A 17734-nucleotide genomic window follows, 5' to 3' on the forward strand; every position below is an offset into this window, starting at 1 on the left:
CGCAATATCGAGCCTCAGCACCACGCTTACAGGATGGGTTTTCCTCCGGTCACAGCATAGCGCGAACCGGAAATGTAGCTGGCTTCATCCGATGCCAGCAAGACGTAGATCGGTGCGACTTCAACCGGTTGGCCAGGACGACCCATCGGGTAGCTCGCGCCGAAGTTCCTGACGGCTTCATCTGGCATGGTGGCAGGAATCAGCGGTGTCCAGATCGGACCGGGTGCCACGCTGTTGACCCGTATGCCTTTCTTGCCCAGCAGTTGGGCGAGGCCTGCGGTGAAATTGGCAATCGCACCTTTTGTGGCGGCATATGCCAACAGGCTGGGTGACGGGTCGTCAGAGTTGACCGAGCTGGTGTTGATGATCGAGCCGCCTTTTGGCATCGAGGGCAGCGCACGCTGGCAAATGCGGAAAATGGCGGTGATGTTGGTATCGAAGGTCTTCACCCACTCATCGTCGTCAATCTCGTCCAGGCTCTCATGAGCCATCTGGAAAGCGGCGTTATTGACCAGAATATCGATACGACCGAACTGCGCCACGGTCTTGTCGACAATGTCGTAGCACTGTTGTTTCTGCGCCAGATCGCCGGGAAGCAGCAGGCACTGACGGCCAGCAGCTTCAACCCAGCGCGCAGTCTCTTGCGCATCTTCGTGCTCATCCAGATAGGAAACGGCAACGTCTGCGCCCTCACGGGCATACGCAATGGCCACAGCCCGTCCGATGCCGCTGTCGGCACCCGTGATCAATGCGACTTTACCTTCAAGCCGGTTGTTACCGGCATAGGTCTGTTCACCACAGTCTGGATAAGGCTCCATCTTGCGCTGTGAACCTGGCACGGTTTGCGGTTGGGATGGAAATGGAGGAGTAGGGTAGTTGCTCATGGTGGGAAGCTCCTGCAGTTAAGAACACTCACCTCAGTTCGAAAGGTTGGAGAAGCCACTGTTGAACTGAATGCCTGTTTTGAACGACAAGCGGTCAAAACGACTTATTGGAGTGCGAGCGACGCTTGCTTGCGAACGGGAGACGGCAAAACCAGCAATAATTCCCAGTAAGGCAGCGCCCACCACCTTGCACACTGCGCCGAGCACTAGGTGGATTGAACAGGTTTCCAAACGATATCTCGCTCCTCGGGCTGCGATCTAGGCCCCATCGCGTCAGCCGGCCCGAAATGCCGCTGCGCTGGTGCTTGAAGTAGGGGAGGGCCACGTAGGCGCCCCCTTCTAGCTACCCTACTGCCGTCAGAAGCTCTCGGCGAGAAGCGAACGTTTGAGTGCTGGAGGAAGTAAGCGGTATCCGGAAAGCTTCGCTGCTAGTTTGATAAAACCAGTCGAGCTTAGCCGAGACACATGGCGATTTTGATAGTCTTCTGGGCTTTTTGATGCAGGCTCGTAAGAGTGTGGGGGCAGCTGCGACAGTGTATGTATGGCAATTTAGGAAATGTCGTTTGATTATATGCGTGTGATACTCCTCCAGTGCAGCGTAGGCTGGATATATGGATATCTGAGTTTATATGTGGCTTCCGCTTCATATTAAACTGCGACGGGGTTGGGGTATTTAAGTGCAGCTGAGAGTGGGTGGTATGTTAATAGCGGCTTATTTTAGTGGTGGCCGGTGCTGTGCTGTGGGATTTATTCTTTTGCAAATAGCCAGAGAGCACACGCCGATCATCGGCTACCGATCAGACGATCCTGTCAGTTGGGCTTCGAAAGCTCTGGAGCAAGGCTTTGCGATTGGTTAAGATGGCTGAACAAAAAAAGAGCCCTCAGAGGTCTGGGAATGAGAAGCTTTCCACTGCCACCGTTGAATAGCCTTATTGCGTTTGAGTCCGCCGCACGAAATCTGAGCTTCACCCAAGCCTCAGTCGAATTGAGTGTCACCCAAGGCGCAGTGAGCAAGCAGATTAAACTGCTAGAAGATTACCTTGGCAAAGAACTTCTGCTGAGAAGTACGAAGAAAATGGAATTGACGCCAGCAGGTGTGGATTACTATGAGGTGGTCAGAAAATCACTGTGTTTGCTGGCGGACGGGACAGACAGAATCCGTGGTGTTCACGGTAGCCAAGAGTTGACAGTGGCTGCAACCACTGCAATGGCGTCTCTCTGGTTGATGCCTAAAGTATCAACGTTTCAAGCTTCCAACGAGGAAATAGAACTCAGGATCGTCGCATCGGATAGCCCTAGTCAACTAGCTCAGTTTGATATTATTTTGAATTATCTTCGTCATCCACCGCGTGGGTGCAAAGCCACAGCCCTGTTTGACGAAGAGATTTTCCCTGTATGCAGCCCAGAGTACTTGCTCAAGAATCCACGGCTAGCCACGCCCGAAGGTTTATCCGATTGTACTTGGCTGTATTTAGAAGATATGCAAAAGGATTGGCTTGGGTGGTCGGAGTGGTTTGAAGGTCTGGAGATAGCCGCGCCAACGCCTAAGCGCAAGCTCAAGATTAATAGCTATTCAATGCTGCTGCAGTCGTGCCTTGACGGTCAAGGTGTCGCACTAGGATGGTCCTATCTGGTGGACGACTACCTGCGGAGCGGATCGCTGATAAAACCAATGACGAATGTTTTGAAAACGGGATCGAAATTCTGGTTGATCGAGTCAGATAGCTATTCTCGCAATCAGAAGGGGGTGGACAAGTTTAGGAATTGGCTGATCGACCAAATGCCATTTATGTAAAACGAGGCGCCATAGGCGCCTCGTCAAACTTTAATAAATGATAGGCGGTTTTGACTCAACTACAAGCATCGTGCACCCATTTGCAGAGTACAACTGATGCTCTGAGTTTATTGTATAGACGATACAGTCCCCCGGCTCATAGTGAGCGCCAGTTGAGTCCTGGACTGATCCAGACAGGATCGTGATCAGCTCGACGTCAGTGTGACGATGCAGAACTGACTGGCATTTACTGTCCATTTTCATCCAGTAACTGCACCATGAGTCATTGGACTCCAGCATGTAATAGGTAATGCCAGGAAGCAGCTTGCCATTAATGATCAGTGTAGACCATACGGCCTGGCTGAGTTCATACCGCTTTGATATGTTTGTCGTCATGGTTTTAGGCGATCTAGTAAGCTGGCACAGCATTACTTGGCGCTGCAAGCAGCTGCTACTCATTGATGCCCGGCAAGGGCGAGGTAGTGAATTCAATATTTTAATGTGTGGGCGGTGCGTTACCCGCCCACAGAATTGATCAGTTGAGTGCAGCAGCCTGCTGTAGGCTCAGTGATCGAGTTTCAGGAGCCATCATCCAGCTCACGATCAAGCCGAAAATGGTAATCGCGGCGGCAGCGTACATGGTGTTTGCGATGCCGTAATCAACCAAGGCAACGGGTACCACGTATGTGCCAGCGGCTGCACCGATACGCGAGATGGATGTCCCCAAGCCCATAGCTTGTGCCCTGATTTCAGTAGGGAACAATTCGTTGGGATAGACCATCGTGAGGACTTGAGCGCCCCCGATGAAAACGGCGTAAGCACCGAAAAGCGCCAGGATTATCGACGGAGGGGCGTCGTGAAACAGCCCTAAGCCGAAGAGCGCGATTCCTGAGAAAAAGAAGCTGCCGATCAGAAGATTTCGACGCCCGAGGCTGTTGATCACACGTGTAGCGACCATGCAACCGACTACAAACAGTGCAGTGATAGTAACGGAGCCAATCGAAGCCCAGTCGTCTTTGATGTTCAGAGCTTGAAGAACCTTTGGTGCAAATGCGTAGACCGCAAAGATTGGAACAATGCAACACGTCCAGAAGATCGATACGAAAAGCATACGACGGCCATACCCGGCACGGATCAAGCTCCAGACAGAGATTTTGAGCTGCCGTGGTTCTTCTGGAAGGTGATCCAGCGAGAACTCATTACCGTACACTGACTTGACAACCTGCTCAGCTTCGCGGAGGCGGCCTTTGGTAATCAGCCAGCGGGCAGACTCAGGCGTACCAATGCGTAGAAGCAACAGCATGAAGCTGAACACTGCGGCGCTGGCGAGTACCAGACGCCAAGCATCTTGGCCGCCTGTACGCAGGATCAGTTCACCAACGACGTACGCCGCTGCGGCGCCAATAAACCAGACGATGACGAACCATCCCAGCTTAGGACCGCGCTCTTTTTTCGGCAAGAATTCAACCAACATTGACGTTGAAACGGGATATTCGATTCCCACCGCTACGCCGATAATCAAGCGGAGGAAGAACAGGGTCTGTGCATCCTGTACCCAGTATTGAGCCAATGAGGCGAGCGTGAATAAAACTGGGCCAACATAATAGATCGCACGTCGTCCAAACTGGTTAGTCAGCCAGCCTCCAAACAGGCCTCCTATAAATATGCCCATCAAAGCGGAAGCGGCGATCATGCCCTCCCAGAAACTATCGAAGCCTAGGGCGGCAGAAGTCGGCATCAATGCGACGCCAATGAGACTCAAAACGTACCCGTCAACGAAAGAGCCGCCTGCAGATCGCCAGGTCAGCAGTCGATGAAAGCGGTTCCAAGGCAGGTCTTCGATACTGTGGACTTTGTTTTTCATGTTATCTCCTGATACGGCTGAATTTTTATTGTTGGTCGTTAGAGAGCAAGGCGTCTTATTACGACCGTAATCAGATAGAGAGTTTCCAGCGGAATTGGGTGGCGCTGATATTAATGGTCGATACTTTCAGTTGTTAAACGGTTTGCGTGGTTTTCCTGAGTTTGGTGAGTAGTGAGTGGTAGCGGCTACTTCATGAGCTAGCCGAGGAACTGCGCTAGCGAGCCTTAAATGTAATCAATGCTTGAGATTGACCAGTCCATAACATCGAATATATTAAGCGCTTCACTGGTTTCGCCTGTGCTGCAAAGGTTCGGCAATCGAACATAAAATGAATTTTAATTCCTTTCCGATTCTCTTTGTTTAGATGCTATTGCAGAGGTGGGGCAATACGAGAATGCGGTATCCAAGTCTCGTAGACAACGTAGTAATTCTCATGCATTTATGAGTCGCAGGAATAAATCTAATTCGGGTCTAGCGGTTCATGTCGCTCATGTTTATTTATTCCTCTGGCTAATAAGTGATGGAGAAATATTCGTTTGTCTGTGTTGGGGCGAGATTTTTAAATGAGGTCATCGACCACCGAGGCCGCTGGAGAAAATAACAATGACAGCCAAAACCCTGATTCCTGTTCACAATCTTGCGAGCGTATTGAACCCGATCGAGCACGCTCACGGCTTGACCAATGAGTTCTACACCGAACAGAAATTCTTTGAACTGGAACGCGATGAGCTGATGGGCAAGGGCTGGACTTGCATCGGATTTGCGAGCGATTTGCCGCAGAACTCCTATGTGAAGCCCCTTGATTTCATGGGGTTACCTTTGTTGATGATGCGCAATCGTGAAGGTGAGCTGAAAGTCTTCCATAACGTTTGCAGCCATCGCGGCGTGAAGCTGGTGAGGGAAGAAGGCCCGATCCAAGGTGTGATTCGCTGCCCTTATCACTCGTGGACTTACGACCTGAACGGCGCGTTGAGAGGCACACCGCATGTGGGTGGTATCGATGTCCACAAGGATGACCGATTCAACTGCGAAAAGCATGGGCTCAAACCTCTGCGCAGCGCGATCTACATGGACATGGTGTTGGTGAACATGTCCGGTGACGCAGCGCCTCTCGAAGAAAAGCTGGCTCCTCTGACCGAGCGTTGGATTCAGTTTCTCGGTACCGACGGTGGGTCACTCATGAGAAAGGAAGCCGACGGTGGATCGATGGCCCTTGAAGTCGAGTGTAACTGGAAGCTCGCGGTTGAGAACTTCTGTGAGGCTTACCACTTGCCCTGGGTTCATCCAAGCCTGAACACGTACTCTCGCCTTGAAGACCACTACAACATTCTCTTTGATCGTCAATTCGCAGGCCAGGGCAGTTACGCCTACAACTTATCGACGATCGCGGGCACAACCCTGCCTGTATTCCCTTCGTGGCCAGCAGACCGGACGAAGACGGCAGAGTATGTTGCGTTTTTCCCTAATACGCTGATCGGAATTCAGGCTGACCACGTCTTCGCCATGATGCTTCAGCCTATTTCCCCGAGCCGCACCATTGAGCACTTGCGCGTTTATTACATCGGCGATGAGGCGCTCGGCGAACAGTACAAGGCATCCCGTGACGCGATCATGGAATCCTGGAAAGTCGTGTTCGGTGAGGATATCGCGTCGGTTGAAGGTATGCAGAAAGGCCGCAGTTCCCCCGGATACAAGGGAGGCGTTTTTTCGCCGGAAATGGACATTCCTACGCATTTCTTCCATCGCTGGGCTGCTGAAACACTTCTCGAAAAAGCGCAGGCGTGAGCCGGGAGAATGCACATGAATCAGAAACATTGGCTGAATTTCATCGACGGTAAATGGTGTGACAGCGACGACACCTTTGAAGTCTTGAATCCTGCGACGAATTACCCCACCGGCACAATCGCCAAGGCTTCAATCTCAGACGCTGTTATGGCTCTGGCGGCCGCGCGTCGATGCGCCGACTCCAGGGTGCTTTCATCCGCGAGACCTGCCGAGCGTGTTACGTGGATGAACCGGATTGCGCAGGAGATCCGCGCCATTGCCGAGGAGGGCGCGAAAGTACTGTGTGCCGAGAACGGCAAGACCCTAGCAGAAGCCAGGGACGAATTCGTCGAGGCTGCGCGGTATTTCGAATATTACGGTGGCATGGCAGACAAGATTGAAGGCGTATCGATCCCTCTGGGTAACGGCTACATGGATTTTACCGTTTACGACCCAATGGGCGTTTCCTTGCAAATCGTCCCGTGGAATTTCCCGGTCTCAATCTGTGCTCGTGCCTTGGCGCCGGCGCTAGCTGCAGGTAATGCTGTGGTTGTGAAATCTCCTGAGTTGTCGCCATTGGGGATGTGCGTTCTCTTCGAGGCGATCGAACGTGCGGGTCTTCCCGACGGCGCGGTCAACCTGCTGTGCGGGAGTGGTCGGGAAGTTGGGTCGTATCTCGCAGCTCGGCAGGAGGTGGATCAGATTGTGTTCACAGGCTCTGTGGTAACTGGGCAAACCATTCTCAAGCTTGCTGCCGAGAATGCGACTCCATGTGTGATGGAACTCGGAGGCAAGTCAGCTGCTGTCGTATTCCCGGATGCCGATCTCGACCAACTCATGGCGAGCGTGCGAATGGGCATCTTCTTTAACGCGGGCCAAGTGTGCTCCGCGATGTCCCGGCTGGTCGTTCACCGCTCGGTTTATGAATCTGTGGTCTCCCGCGTTGAAGATTTGGCGCAAGGGTTGTCAGTTGGGGGTGGTATTGACGGGAACGATCTTACGCCAGTGATCTCTGCCAGGCAGCTGAGTCAGATTCAGCAGATGTGTCAGCGCGCTCAAGAAGAAGGAGCAGTGCTGGTTACAGGAGGTGAAGCGGCCAGCAATAGTCAGGGTAATTTCCTTTTACCAACCGTCTTCAGGGATGTGCGGCCTGACATGACTATCGCCCAGCAAGAAGTCTTTGGCCCAGTCCTGGTGATCATTCCTTTCGACGATGAGCCGGAGGCTATTGCCATCGCAAACGGCACTAATTTCGGATTGGTGGCAGGCGTGTTCACTCAAGATCTGAACAGGGCCATGCGCTGTGCGCGGCTACTTCGTTCGGGTCAGGTGTTTGTTAACGAATGGTATGCCGGTGGCATTGAAGTGCCTTTCGGTGGCGTTGGGCTTTCCGGTTATGGGCGCGAGCGCGGTCAGGAAGCGCTGTACAGCTATGTCCGTACCAAGAACGTAGCCATCAAGGTCGCGGGTGAGTAAGGCACTATGAAAAAGTGGCTCTGTATCATCTGCGGCTGGATCTACGATGAAGCTTTGGGTTGGCCAGACGACGGCATCGCTCCGGGCACCCGCTGGGAAGACATTCCTGATGACTGGGTATGCCCAGAGTGCAAGGTGGGTAAGGCCGACTTTGAAATGCTAGAAATTACCAGCTCGGAGCCGTTGGCGGTTCCGCCGGCCGTTACTGCTGTACCCCCAGCGCAAGTACCTGGAAAGGCTGCTGCGACTCAAGCCCCGAATGCTACTGTTCCGGCTCGGATTGCAGAGCCCATCGTGATCATTGGTAGCGGCCATGCGGGCTATGGACTCGCGCAGGCTATCCGGAAAGCAGATCCGAATGTCCAGATCAGTGTCCTTACTAGCGAGTCAGGCCACCGATACTACAAGCCGACCCTGTCCGTTGCCTTGGCGCAGGATAAAGGCGCCGCGCTCCTGATTGATGAAGCACCATTCCAAATCGAAGCGCGTCTGTCGATCCGTGTTTATCCCTATTGCCTAGTGGAGCGGATCGATGCGGAGCAGAGGCGGATCTACACCAACTTTGGCGAGATCAGCTTCAGTAAGCTCGTGATCGCGAGTGGTGCCAGCCCTATTCGGATTCCCGTACAGGGCGATGCTGAAGGCATGCTGAGCGTGAATACTCTGGCGGATTACGAGTTGTTCCGAGACAAGCTGCCCACCGCCAAGAATATCGCCATTCTGGGTGAAGGCTTGATCGGCTGCGAATTCGCAAACGACCTTGCGTCGGTTGGCTATCAAGTACATGTCATCGGCTTGGGGGTATGGCCCATGAGTCGACTGCTACCAGAAGCAGCGGGCGTGCACTTGCAGAAGAAGCTGTCTGAACTCGGGGTTAAGTGGAGTTTGCAAACGACCATATCCACTATCCATAGGCGAGAGAACGGCTTCGACATCCGGCTCGCCAACGGTGAGGTAGTAGTCGCGGACTTTGTATTGTCCGCTGTCGGACTGCTCCCTAATGTCGGTTTTGTTCGTGCTAGTGGCATCGAATGCGGACGCGGGGTCAAAGTGGACGCGCACCTGCAGACCTCTGAGAAGGATATCTACGCCATCGGCGATTGCATCGAGATCAATGGGCAATTGCTGCCTTATCTCGCTCCGATAAATGAGGGGATCAGAGCATTGGCGCGCACGCTTCTGGGGGAGCCGACAGTCGTTCACTACCCCCTCATGCCTATAACCGTGAAGACTCCGTCAGCGCCGTTATCTGTTCTTCCGCCACCCGTCGGCAGTTCAGGTGATTGGCATGTCGATTCTCTTCAAGACGGCCTGGTGGCTAGTCATAGAGATCAGTCAGATCGTGTCACCGGATTTGTACTACTGGGACGTCAAGCGCAGAAGCGCCGGACAGGCTTGCTCGCTGAATGCCAATCATTGCCTATCGTGGGATCAAAATAAGATGAACAATCGACCTATCAAGTTACCTAACGATAGCCACGACTGTGGCTGGTATGACGTTCTTCCGGAGCCTGCTTGCGCAAAAGTTCTGCAGGGTGAACAGCGCGCCGATTACGTTGTCATCGGTGCCGGTTTTGCCGGCCTTGCTGCTGCTCGTCGCCTGGCGGAATTAAAGCCTGAAGCCAAGGTATTTTTGATTGATGCTCAGCGTGTCGGATTCGGTGCTTCGGGCCGTAACTCCGGGTTCGTGATCGATCTTCCGCACAAGATGGCGTTGGAACATCCGGATCCCAACTTCAAACAAGCGCTATTGCGGCTGAACCGCTCCGCGATTTCCAAGCTCGAAGGCCTGGTCAAAACCCACCACATCGATTGCCAGTGGTCGCACGCTGGCAAGTACCAGGGGGCAGTAGGTGACCGAGGGATTGCGTACCTCGAAAATTTTGTTTCACTTATGCGCAATTTGGGTGAGCCGTTCGAAGTCGTGGAACGTGCCCGCCTGAAGGAAGTGTTGGGTACCAGCCACTACAGCCAAGCTGTTTTCACTCCAGGCTGTTATCTGATGCAGCCAGCTGCGCTGGTACGTGGACTGGGCGACTCGCTACCGGAAAACGTTCAGTTGTTCGAGAATTCGCCCGTGACCGGCCTGCGCAAGGGAAGCAATGGTAGTTGGACTGTAGCGCTAGCTGGAGCATCGGTTCACACCAACAGTCTGCTACTGACAACTAGCATTTTCACTCAAGAGTTCGGCTATCTGAGAAACCGCCTCTTGCCTGTGATGACCTTCGCCAGCTGGACTCGCCCTCTCACGCAGGCTGAGATGAATGCGACTGGTATCAAGGAAGACTGGGGTCTCACCCCAGCGGATCATGCAGGAACGACGGTTCGCATGACGAAAGATCGTCGTTTGATCATTCGCAACTCTTACCAGCACGTTCCAAATTATGGGCAGAGTGTCGGTGACGATCTGAAGAACAAGATCCGTGACAAACATCGGGTATCAATGCTCCGTCGCTATCCTCATTTACAGGATGTGCCGTTCACCCACACTTGGGGTGGGTCTTACGCCATTTCTCGAAATTTCACAAACTTCTTCGGAAAGCTTGAGGAGGGGGTGTACGCGTCAGCATGTGATAACGGTGTTGGGGCTGCCTGGGGAACGATCGGTGGCACGCTGCTGGCTGACAGTGTTGTAGGCGCAGATTCATCATTGTTGAACGACATTCGCCATGTCAGCGGCATGCCATCTCTTAACCCACCAGAACCTTTCCTGGGCATGGGCGTTCGTACGCGTATCCGTTGGGCCGCATGGAACAGTCGGAGCGAACTATGACGTGCACATCCGGCAGAACCCCAGTCTTTGTCGTCGACCACCGGGATCTAGAGTTCACTCATCGCGGTGGTCCTCCGGGAACTGCCGGTGTGGTCCGGGCTTTGTCCGACGACATCTCTCCGAACCTAGGAATAGGGTTCGGCAAGTGGGAAGGTGCTGAAATTGCGTGGACAGTCCTCTATGACGAAGTGATCTTCGTCCTCGAAGGCTGTTTCACCTTGAAGGCGAACGGGGAGCGGTACGACGTACGCCCCGGTCAGCTTCTTTGGATACCTGAAAATACCGTCCTCGAATACTCGGGTCATGCGACTTTTGGATACGTCGTCTATCCAGGCGACTGGAAAAAAAGACATTCGCTTTAGCCGCACGCATACCCGAAATGGCATCAGATCCGCGTCAACTTTGGCGTTACTCCCAGCTAACACGGGTCTGAAAGAACATGAGCCAACTGTTTACATCAACCAGCGATTGCGAGCCTCGATCGTGGGTTAGGAGTATTTATGACCACTAGCGCATTTAAAAACAAAGATGAAATCCGGGGGCTTTTCTCGGCGGCAATGTCTGAGATGTACAAGAGCGAAGTGCCTCAGTACGGAAAACTTCTGGATCTGGTGGCACACGTCAATGCGAGTATCTTGCAGGGCGATCCGCAGGTTGAGCGTAACTTGATCCAAAGCGGAGAAATGGAGCGGTTGTCGGCGGAGCGCCATGGCGCGATTCGTGTGGGCACACCATCCGAGCTGTCGACGCTGCGCCGGTTGTTCGCCGTCATGGGGATGGAGCCAGTTGGTTACTACGACCTCGCACCTGCTGGCGTTCCGGTACACGCGACGGCATTCAGGGCTGTTGAAGAGGGGGCACTTAACAAGAGTCCTTTCCGAGTGTTCACCTCTCTTCTGAGGTTGGAACTCATCGACGACGCGCAGCTCCGTCAAGTCGCTCATGACGCCCTCCATGCGAGGAACATTTTCACTCCAAAAGCAATGGAACTGATCCAACTGCATGAGGCTAGCGGCGGGCTGACGCCAGATCAGGCTGAGATTTTCGTCGCAGAGGCGTTGGAGACTTTCAGATGGCACAGCTCCGCGACTGTCAGCCATGACGCCTTTAACAAGCTCCAGCAACAACATCGCCTCATCGCTGATGTGGTGGCATTCAAAGGCCCTCATATTAACCATCTGACTCCTCGCACTCTCGATATCGATCGGGTGCAGGCCGATATGGCGTCCCACGGTATTGTCCCTAAAGCGGTAATCGAAGGGCCTCCGAAAAGGAGGGTCGACATCTTGCTGCGTCAGACCAGCTTCAAGGCCCTGAATGAGCACATCGCGTTCCCCGGTGAAGAGGGTGATGTGAAAGGCAGTCACTCAGCTAGATTCGGCGAGATCGAGCAGCGGGGTGCTGCATTGACTCCAAAAGGTCGTGCGCTCTATGACAAGTTGCTGCTAGCGGCAAAGGCTGAACTCGGCGCAGCTCCGTCGGAAGCCAACGCACTGCAATACACCGAAATCATGGAGCGGGTATTCCAAGAGTTCCCTGACGATCTCAAAACGTTGCACGATCAGGGGTTGTTGTTTGTCAGGTACTACCCAGCGCAAGATCGGCTCGCGAGCTATCAGGGTGCAGACCTGAAGCAATGGTCTTTGGAAGAACTGATCGCTAGAGGGCTGATCAAATACAGTCCTGTGATCTATGAGGACTTCCTGCCCGTCAGTGCCGCGGGGATCTTCCAGTCCAATCTGGGCAGCGAGGCTTCGGAAGCGGGCTTGTCTGGATCCTCCCTAAGCGAGTTCGAAAAAGCACTGGGTAGCAGTGTGCGGAACGAATTTCCTCTGTATGAAGCGATCCAGGCCAACTCGCTGAAGTCGTCGCTTAATGCCATCCACGCTGTGTAGCATTTCTCTCCAGTGATCAACCTTTGGCGCACATCCCATATGTGCGCCATTTTTCCTTTGCTCTGACGATGATGTGAGAAAATCTCGCGGGTTCAGAGTCAGCGGGTTTGGTAGCAACCATCCATCAACTACAAGCACAAGCCTCGCATCGCGAGGTGATTTGTTCGAACCGTGGGGCCTCATCGATCAGCGCTCAACTGAATCGCCCCGGACTCTCGGATAAGTATGGCAACAGCGTGATAAGCCTTCCGTTTTTGTGAACTCTAGAGTATTAATTTCTTGCTGTACGCGCAGAACTTTGCCGTAACTTTTCTGGATAGTTCGCCCATTGTTGTGCGGCCTCTCGGCGTTGCACTAGTAATTGCGCGCGCATATACAGCTCCAAGCGCACCTGGCATCCGGTGGGATAGAGATGATTCGAGCACGATTGGATCAATACCCAAGTGCTCGTGGGCAATGGTTCTGTAGGTGGCTCGAAAGCCGTGGGCTGTGATGGTGTACTCTGGCCAGATAAGCTGAAATGACTTAAGCATGGAGGTCGGGTTCATGGGGCGTCCTGGGCAGACTGGCGAGACGAACACCCAGCCTATACCGTCTTCATCCACCACGCGGGTTTTATGTAGCTCGCGCAACAGAACCAAGGCTTGCTCAGGCAGCGGCACGATGTGTTTGCTCTTGTCCTGATGCTTGGTCTTGCTCACCACGTAACGCCAATCGGCGCCCACGATGTCGACATCTTCCCAGCGCATTTGCACCAATCGCCAGGGCGGACCGGTAACATGACCAGCAGACGCATCGCGGTTGCGACGCTGCCGTTGTTGCAGTCCTATAGGCGTAGAAGAAATCTTCCCAGGTCGGCTGGCCTTTCGATCGCTGGATTGCTAGTAACGATGTGGCGAATCTTCAATGCTTCAATGGAAAGCGGTTTTCCGACCTTGCTAGATGCCCTCACCTCCAGGTAAAGACCAGGGATTCTCCATCAGCGTGTTTGCCAGGTTCGGACAGTGAGCGGATAAAGGCATCGCTGAGTTTTCGTCGAAAAAGGAGAGCTTCATCTGGTGGGCATCGGTGGGGGCACCGTTTTTAACACATCGAGATTTGCGCCCAATCATGCCCCCGCGAGCTTCGAATTCCTGTGGAATTGGACAGACGGTATTGGAATGGGGCTCTACACAACTACTTGTTTATAATAGATTTTTTGGAGCTCAGTGGGCGTCGTTCATAGACTATCCGGATCCCCAAAAAACATCTGTATCCGCGACCTTAACCACCGCTCCGCAGGGTCGTTATCCTGCGCGCCACGCCAGGCCATATGCAGCTCAAAGCTCTGCACGTCAATCGGCAGATCCTCGGCCCGCAACCCACCGCCTGCTGTCAGCACTGCGGCGGTGTAATCCGGCACCGTAGCGACGATATCGGTCCCGCCCAGCAAGCTCCCAAGTCCATTGAACTGCGGCACCGCCAGCACCACATGGCGCTTGCGGCCAATCTCATCCAGCGCTTCATCGATGAACCCGGACAGGTCGCCAGCGAACGACACCAACGCATGCGGCCGGGCGCAGAAGTCGTCCAGGGTGATGCTGCCGGGCATGCTGTCCGCGCGCAGCAGCTTGGGCTTGCTGCGGCGCAGCACCTTGCGCTTGGCGTTGGCCGGGAGGTCGCTGGTATAGCTCACGCCTACCGAAATTTCGCCTGACCCGAGCAGGGTCGGCATCAACAGGTAGTTGACCCGGCGCACCACCAGCACGATACCTGGCGCCTCGGCGCGAATGCGTTTGAGCAGCTGCGGCAGCAGGGCGAATTCGGCGTCGTCGGACAAACCAATGCGAAACACCGAGGTGCTGGTAGCCGGGTCGAACTCGGCGGCGCGACTGACGGCGGTAGAGATCGAGTCGAGCGCGGGGGAGAGCAGGGCGAAGATTTCCTGAGCGCGCGCCGAAGGCTCCATGCTGCGGCCGGTACGCACGAACAGCGGGTCGTCGAACAGATTGCGCAGGCGCGACAGCGCAGCGCTAATCGCGGGCTGGCCGAGGAACAGCTTCTCGGCGGCGCGGGTCACGCTGCGTTCGTGCATGAGGGTCTCGAACACGATCAGCAGGTTGAGGTCTACACGACGCAGGTCGTTACGGTTCATCGATGCGCTTAGCCTATCGCCAGAGGTGGGCAGGGGTGAATCTTACGGCCAAAGGCTGTTACCCTGCACCGATTTCCGGGAGCCAATCTGCGATTTTGCAGGGGGCCCAATCAATGACAGGCATGTCGACTATTAATCGCCACTGATGGTCTAACGGTGAAAGCCCGGATAAAGTTCGTGGTAATACGAGATTCACACAGGCGAGGTATGCGATGTCCCGCATGATCCGATTCCACTCCTTCGGCGCCGCCGATGTGCTCCGCATCGAGGAGCAGGGCGCGCCGTCGCCCGCTGCCGGCGAGCTGCAGATCCGCGTCGAAGCGATTGGCGTCAGCTGGTATGACGTGCTCTGGCGGCAGAACCTGGCACCGTCCAAGGCGCGCTTGCCAGCCGGCATCGGTCAGGAAATGGCCGGCGTTGTCACCGCAGTAGGCGCTGGCGTCGACGATATAGCCGTTGGTGATCGGGTAGCGAGCTTCCCGGCCACCAGCGCCAATGATCATCCGGTGTACGGTGACGTTATCGTCTTGCCGCGCACGGCGATCACCCGCTACCCGGACATTCTCTCTCCGGTCGAAGCGAGCGTGCATTACACGCCGTTGCTCATTGCCTACTTCGCCTACGTTGATCTGGCGCGGGCCAAAGCCGGCCAGACCGCGCTGGTCACTGATGCCAGCCATTGCGCCGGGCCGGCGTTTGTACAGCTGGGCAAGGCGCTGGGCTTGAAGGTGTTTGCTGCAACCAAGGACCCGGAACAGCGCGAATACCTCCTGGGCCTGGGCGCTGACAAAGTCATCGTCACCGAGGAGCAGGATCTGCTCATGCAGATCGGCAAGTACACCGACGGGCGCGGCGTGGACATGGTCCTCGACGGCCTGGGTGGGCCGCAGATGTCGCTGTTGGGCGATGTTCTGGCGCCGCGTGGCAGCCTGGTGCTGTATGGCTTGCAGGGTGGCAACCAGACGCCATTCCCAGCGTGTGCTGCGTTTCAGAAGAACATCCAGTTCTACGTGCACTGCATCGGCAACTTCATCGGCAAGCCGGAGCTTGGTATCAGCCAGGACCAGGTTGCCTTGCAGCGCGCGCTACGCGATATCAACCAGTTCACGGCTGACCAGTTACTGACGCCGCAGATCATCAAGGTGTATCCGTTCAGCCAGGTGGTCGAGGCTCATCGCTACATGGACGAGTGCCCATGCGGTGGCCGGGTGGTGCTGGACATGGGCCAGGTTTGAAACCTGCTGCCGCCAGGCTGGCGGTAATCAGTCCCACCTTTGAGAGGGCCGCATTGCGGCCCTTTTTCGTTGTTGATTGCGGCTAATTCCGTATCAAAGCGTTACTTCGGACAAATCCTACACGTGTTAAGTAAATATCCTACAGCTTACCCTGTCGCTGAAACTTCCCCGTCTAATTTACGATTGAGCTGCTTGATTGTTGTGCTTGCTTGCTGATGGTTTTCTCGTTAATTCTTGGATGAAGAGTTTATTCCCAGAGCTGTGACGTTAATCGCTCAGGACGAACTCATTAGCTTGCAAGGCTCACAGCACGCGCCGCAGTCACAGGCGCTCAGGCGCTGGTCCGGAGGAGGGGCGAGCGAGCGCTTGCGCCTAGAGGATGTGAAGCTCAGCAACTAAGCCATGGTTTCGCAATTGCTTGTGGGAAATTTCCCAAAAGTTTATCGACACAGTGAGATTACCCATACTTGGTAGTTCGAGGATGAGTGATCTGAAACAGGGAGTGCCGTCATGAGCAATATCCATGAAGAAGCGTTGGAATATGTCTACACGCAAGTGCTTGATCACTTGATGGAGCATATGTCGCAAGCACTGCGCGCTTCGATGCAGCTGCTGATTCAACGGCTTATGGTCGCAGCGGGAGGGGTTGACTGTCTTGGCCAGTTTCAACTGCTGGTGATTCACGGCGCAGACCGTGACAGCGCTTTGTTGCTGAGCACGCTGCGCGCAGCTCAGCTGACCATCGCCCAGCGTGCGCCGCAGACGTTCAGGCTGAAAGTGCTGGTTGCCTCGCTGCCGGCGGCCAGCGAGGCCGTGCTGGACTATCACGAGCGGTGTTTCAGCACCTTGTTTCTGCAGGACGATCCGCGCGTGGAGTTGCTGATGATCCAGGGCCAGCGCCTGGTGCCCTTCAGCCGCAGGCCGCAAACACAGCACGCGGACTGGATACCGACCCGCGATGCGTTATTGCTGTTTGGCCATCTCAATGGCGGCGCGCCCGAGGCGCTGCTTGGCAGCCGCCTGCATTTGCAGATGGCCAGCGCGTGTAACCAGGTGCTGAGCGATGCGCAAGGCGTACTGGCACTGATCACCCTGCTGCCGCCCCGCCAGCGGTACCGTTACCTGGCGTGGTGCCGGCGTTGTTTGCGCCTGGCTGATGAGCCCGGCTTGCACCCGCTCTCGCTGGATATCGCCTACCTGATCAGGGCGCTGGCCTGGCTGCATGACGTTGTCGCTACGCCGTCGCAAGCTGCGCTTGCGCCTACTGATAGCAGCGATGGTGCGTCCTTGCAGGTGATCGCAGTTGGCGACCTGCTCGATCAAAAGCCGGCAGACCTTGAGCTCGAGCGGCTGTTGAAAGCGCCCCTCGTCGCGGCTGAGTGTCTGCCACCGCTGGCGGTGTGTTTTGAGGTGGATGCCTTGACCCAGCTTCGCCAGTTGCGCGTGCGCATTGTCCAGCGTCGGGTCAAGGGCGCAAACCTGCGGCTGGGCCTTAAACCACGCACAGAACAGGCCGCCGACGAAATGGCGCAAGCGCGTCTGATGCAGGTGCTGGAACTGACCGAGAAGCAGTTGATCTGTTTGCTGCATGCCCCATTTGCCGGTCACGGTGCTGGCCTGGTGAGCTTTATCGAGTGCTATCATCCGGGGATGCTGGTGGCCATGCCCTACCTGCATCGGGCCCTGCTGGGCAAAACATGCCCCGATGGCGTCCTGCATTGGCTGGTCGAGGCAAGCGGCATGAGCCTGGTGCAGTTGCGTGCGGTGTATGGGCGGCAGGTGGGGCAGCCCGCCAGGCGCATGCTGGAGTACCTGGCCCGACGCGACATGGCCCTGTGCTTGCTGCGCAGTGCCGATGAGCTGACGACCACTGATCAGGAGTGCTTGCCAGGATCGGCTATCTGTATGTATAACCAGTAGCTGTCCCCGCTGCCT

The 17734-nt window shown here is 55.2% G+C and carries 12 protein-coding genes and 1 pseudogene; 9 read left to right on the forward strand and 4 right to left on the reverse strand.

Going from position 1 to position 17734, the window contains the following annotated elements; genetic code table 11:
* Positions 1 to 26: 26 nt before the first annotated feature.
* Positions 27 to 884 (reverse strand): glucose 1-dehydrogenase, encoded by an 858-nt coding sequence (locus tag FW789_RS22330; protein ID WP_446432057.1) that lies wholly within the window; start codon positions 882 to 884, stop codon positions 27 to 29.
* A gap of 895 nt (positions 885 to 1779) precedes the next feature.
* Between FW789_RS22330 and FW789_RS22335 the strand changes: the two genes are divergently transcribed.
* Positions 1780 to 2679 carry a LysR substrate-binding domain-containing protein gene (locus FW789_RS22335; protein ID WP_446432058.1) on the forward strand — a complete coding sequence of 300 codons (900 nt, stop codon included), beginning with the start codon at positions 1780 to 1782 and terminating at the stop codon, positions 2677 to 2679.
* Positions 2680 to 3193: 514 nt separating this feature from the next.
* Here FW789_RS22335 and FW789_RS22340 read toward each other — a convergent pair.
* The gene (locus FW789_RS22340; protein ID WP_446432059.1) at positions 3194 to 4522 is read right to left on the reverse strand and encodes an MFS transporter; all 1329 of its coding nucleotides are present in this window, start codon (positions 4520 to 4522) and stop codon (positions 3194 to 3196) included.
* 603 nt (positions 4523 to 5125) lie between these two features.
* On the opposite strand from FW789_RS22340, the gene FW789_RS22345 reads away from it, so the two are divergent.
* The 6 genes from FW789_RS22345 (at position 5126) to hglS (ending at position 12430) form a co-directional block, all read left to right on the forward strand.
* The gene (locus tag FW789_RS22345) at positions 5126 to 6307 is read left to right on the forward strand and encodes an aromatic ring-hydroxylating oxygenase subunit alpha (RefSeq protein WP_446432060.1); all 1182 of its coding nucleotides are present in this window, start codon (positions 5126 to 5128) and stop codon (positions 6305 to 6307) included.
* 9 nt (positions 6308 to 6316) lie between these two features.
* Positions 6317 to 7762 carry an aldehyde dehydrogenase family protein gene (locus FW789_RS22350; protein WP_446432061.1) on the forward strand — a complete coding sequence of 482 codons (1446 nt, stop codon included), beginning with the start codon at positions 6317 to 6319 and terminating at the stop codon, positions 7760 to 7762.
* A gap of 6 nt (positions 7763 to 7768) precedes the next feature.
* Positions 7769 to 9202, forward strand: coding sequence for an FAD-dependent oxidoreductase (locus FW789_RS22355; RefSeq protein ID WP_446432062.1), 1434 nt, complete (start codon positions 7769 to 7771; stop codon positions 9200 to 9202).
* 1 nt (position 9203) lies between these two features.
* The gene (locus tag FW789_RS22360) at positions 9204 to 10535 is read left to right on the forward strand and encodes an NAD(P)/FAD-dependent oxidoreductase (protein WP_446432073.1); all 1332 of its coding nucleotides are present in this window, start codon (positions 9204 to 9206) and stop codon (positions 10533 to 10535) included.
* Positions 10532 to 10897: an AraC family ligand binding domain-containing protein gene (locus FW789_RS22365; RefSeq protein ID WP_446432063.1), complete on the forward strand. Its 366-nt coding sequence runs from the start codon at positions 10532 to 10534 to the stop codon at positions 10895 to 10897. The genes FW789_RS22360 and FW789_RS22365 overlap by 4 nt, the downstream gene beginning before the upstream one ends.
* A 138-nt stretch (positions 10898 to 11035) precedes the next feature.
* Entirely contained in the window at positions 11036 to 12430 is a 1395-nt protein-coding gene (hglS, locus tag FW789_RS22370) for a 2-oxoadipate dioxygenase/decarboxylase HglS (RefSeq protein ID WP_446432064.1), read from the forward strand.
* Between the two features lie 271 nt (positions 12431 to 12701).
* Here the strand turns inward: hglS and FW789_RS22375 are convergent.
* A pseudogene (locus FW789_RS22375) lies at positions 12702 to 13349 on the reverse strand (tyrosine-type recombinase/integrase); the annotation flags it as partial.
* Positions 13350 to 13649: 300 nt separating this feature from the next.
* A complete protein-coding gene (locus FW789_RS22380; protein ID WP_103437536.1) occupies positions 13650 to 14564 on the reverse strand; it encodes a LysR family transcriptional regulator in 915 nt (304 codons plus the stop codon).
* A gap of 212 nt (positions 14565 to 14776) precedes the next feature.
* Here FW789_RS22380 and FW789_RS22385 point away from each other — a divergent pair, with 212 nt between their 5' ends.
* Both FW789_RS22385 and FW789_RS22390 read left to right on the forward strand, forming a co-directional pair.
* Positions 14777 to 15799, forward strand: coding sequence for a zinc-dependent alcohol dehydrogenase family protein (locus FW789_RS22385; protein WP_101319824.1), 1023 nt, complete (start codon positions 14777 to 14779; stop codon positions 15797 to 15799).
* A gap of 510 nt (positions 15800 to 16309) precedes the next feature.
* Complete coding sequence (locus tag FW789_RS22390; RefSeq protein ID WP_411563050.1) at positions 16310 to 17719, forward strand: hypothetical protein; 1410 nt, start codon at positions 16310 to 16312, stop codon at positions 17717 to 17719.
* Positions 17720 to 17734 lie beyond the last annotated feature (15 nt).

Source organism: Pseudomonas sp. 1121_17 (assembly GCF_052850745.1).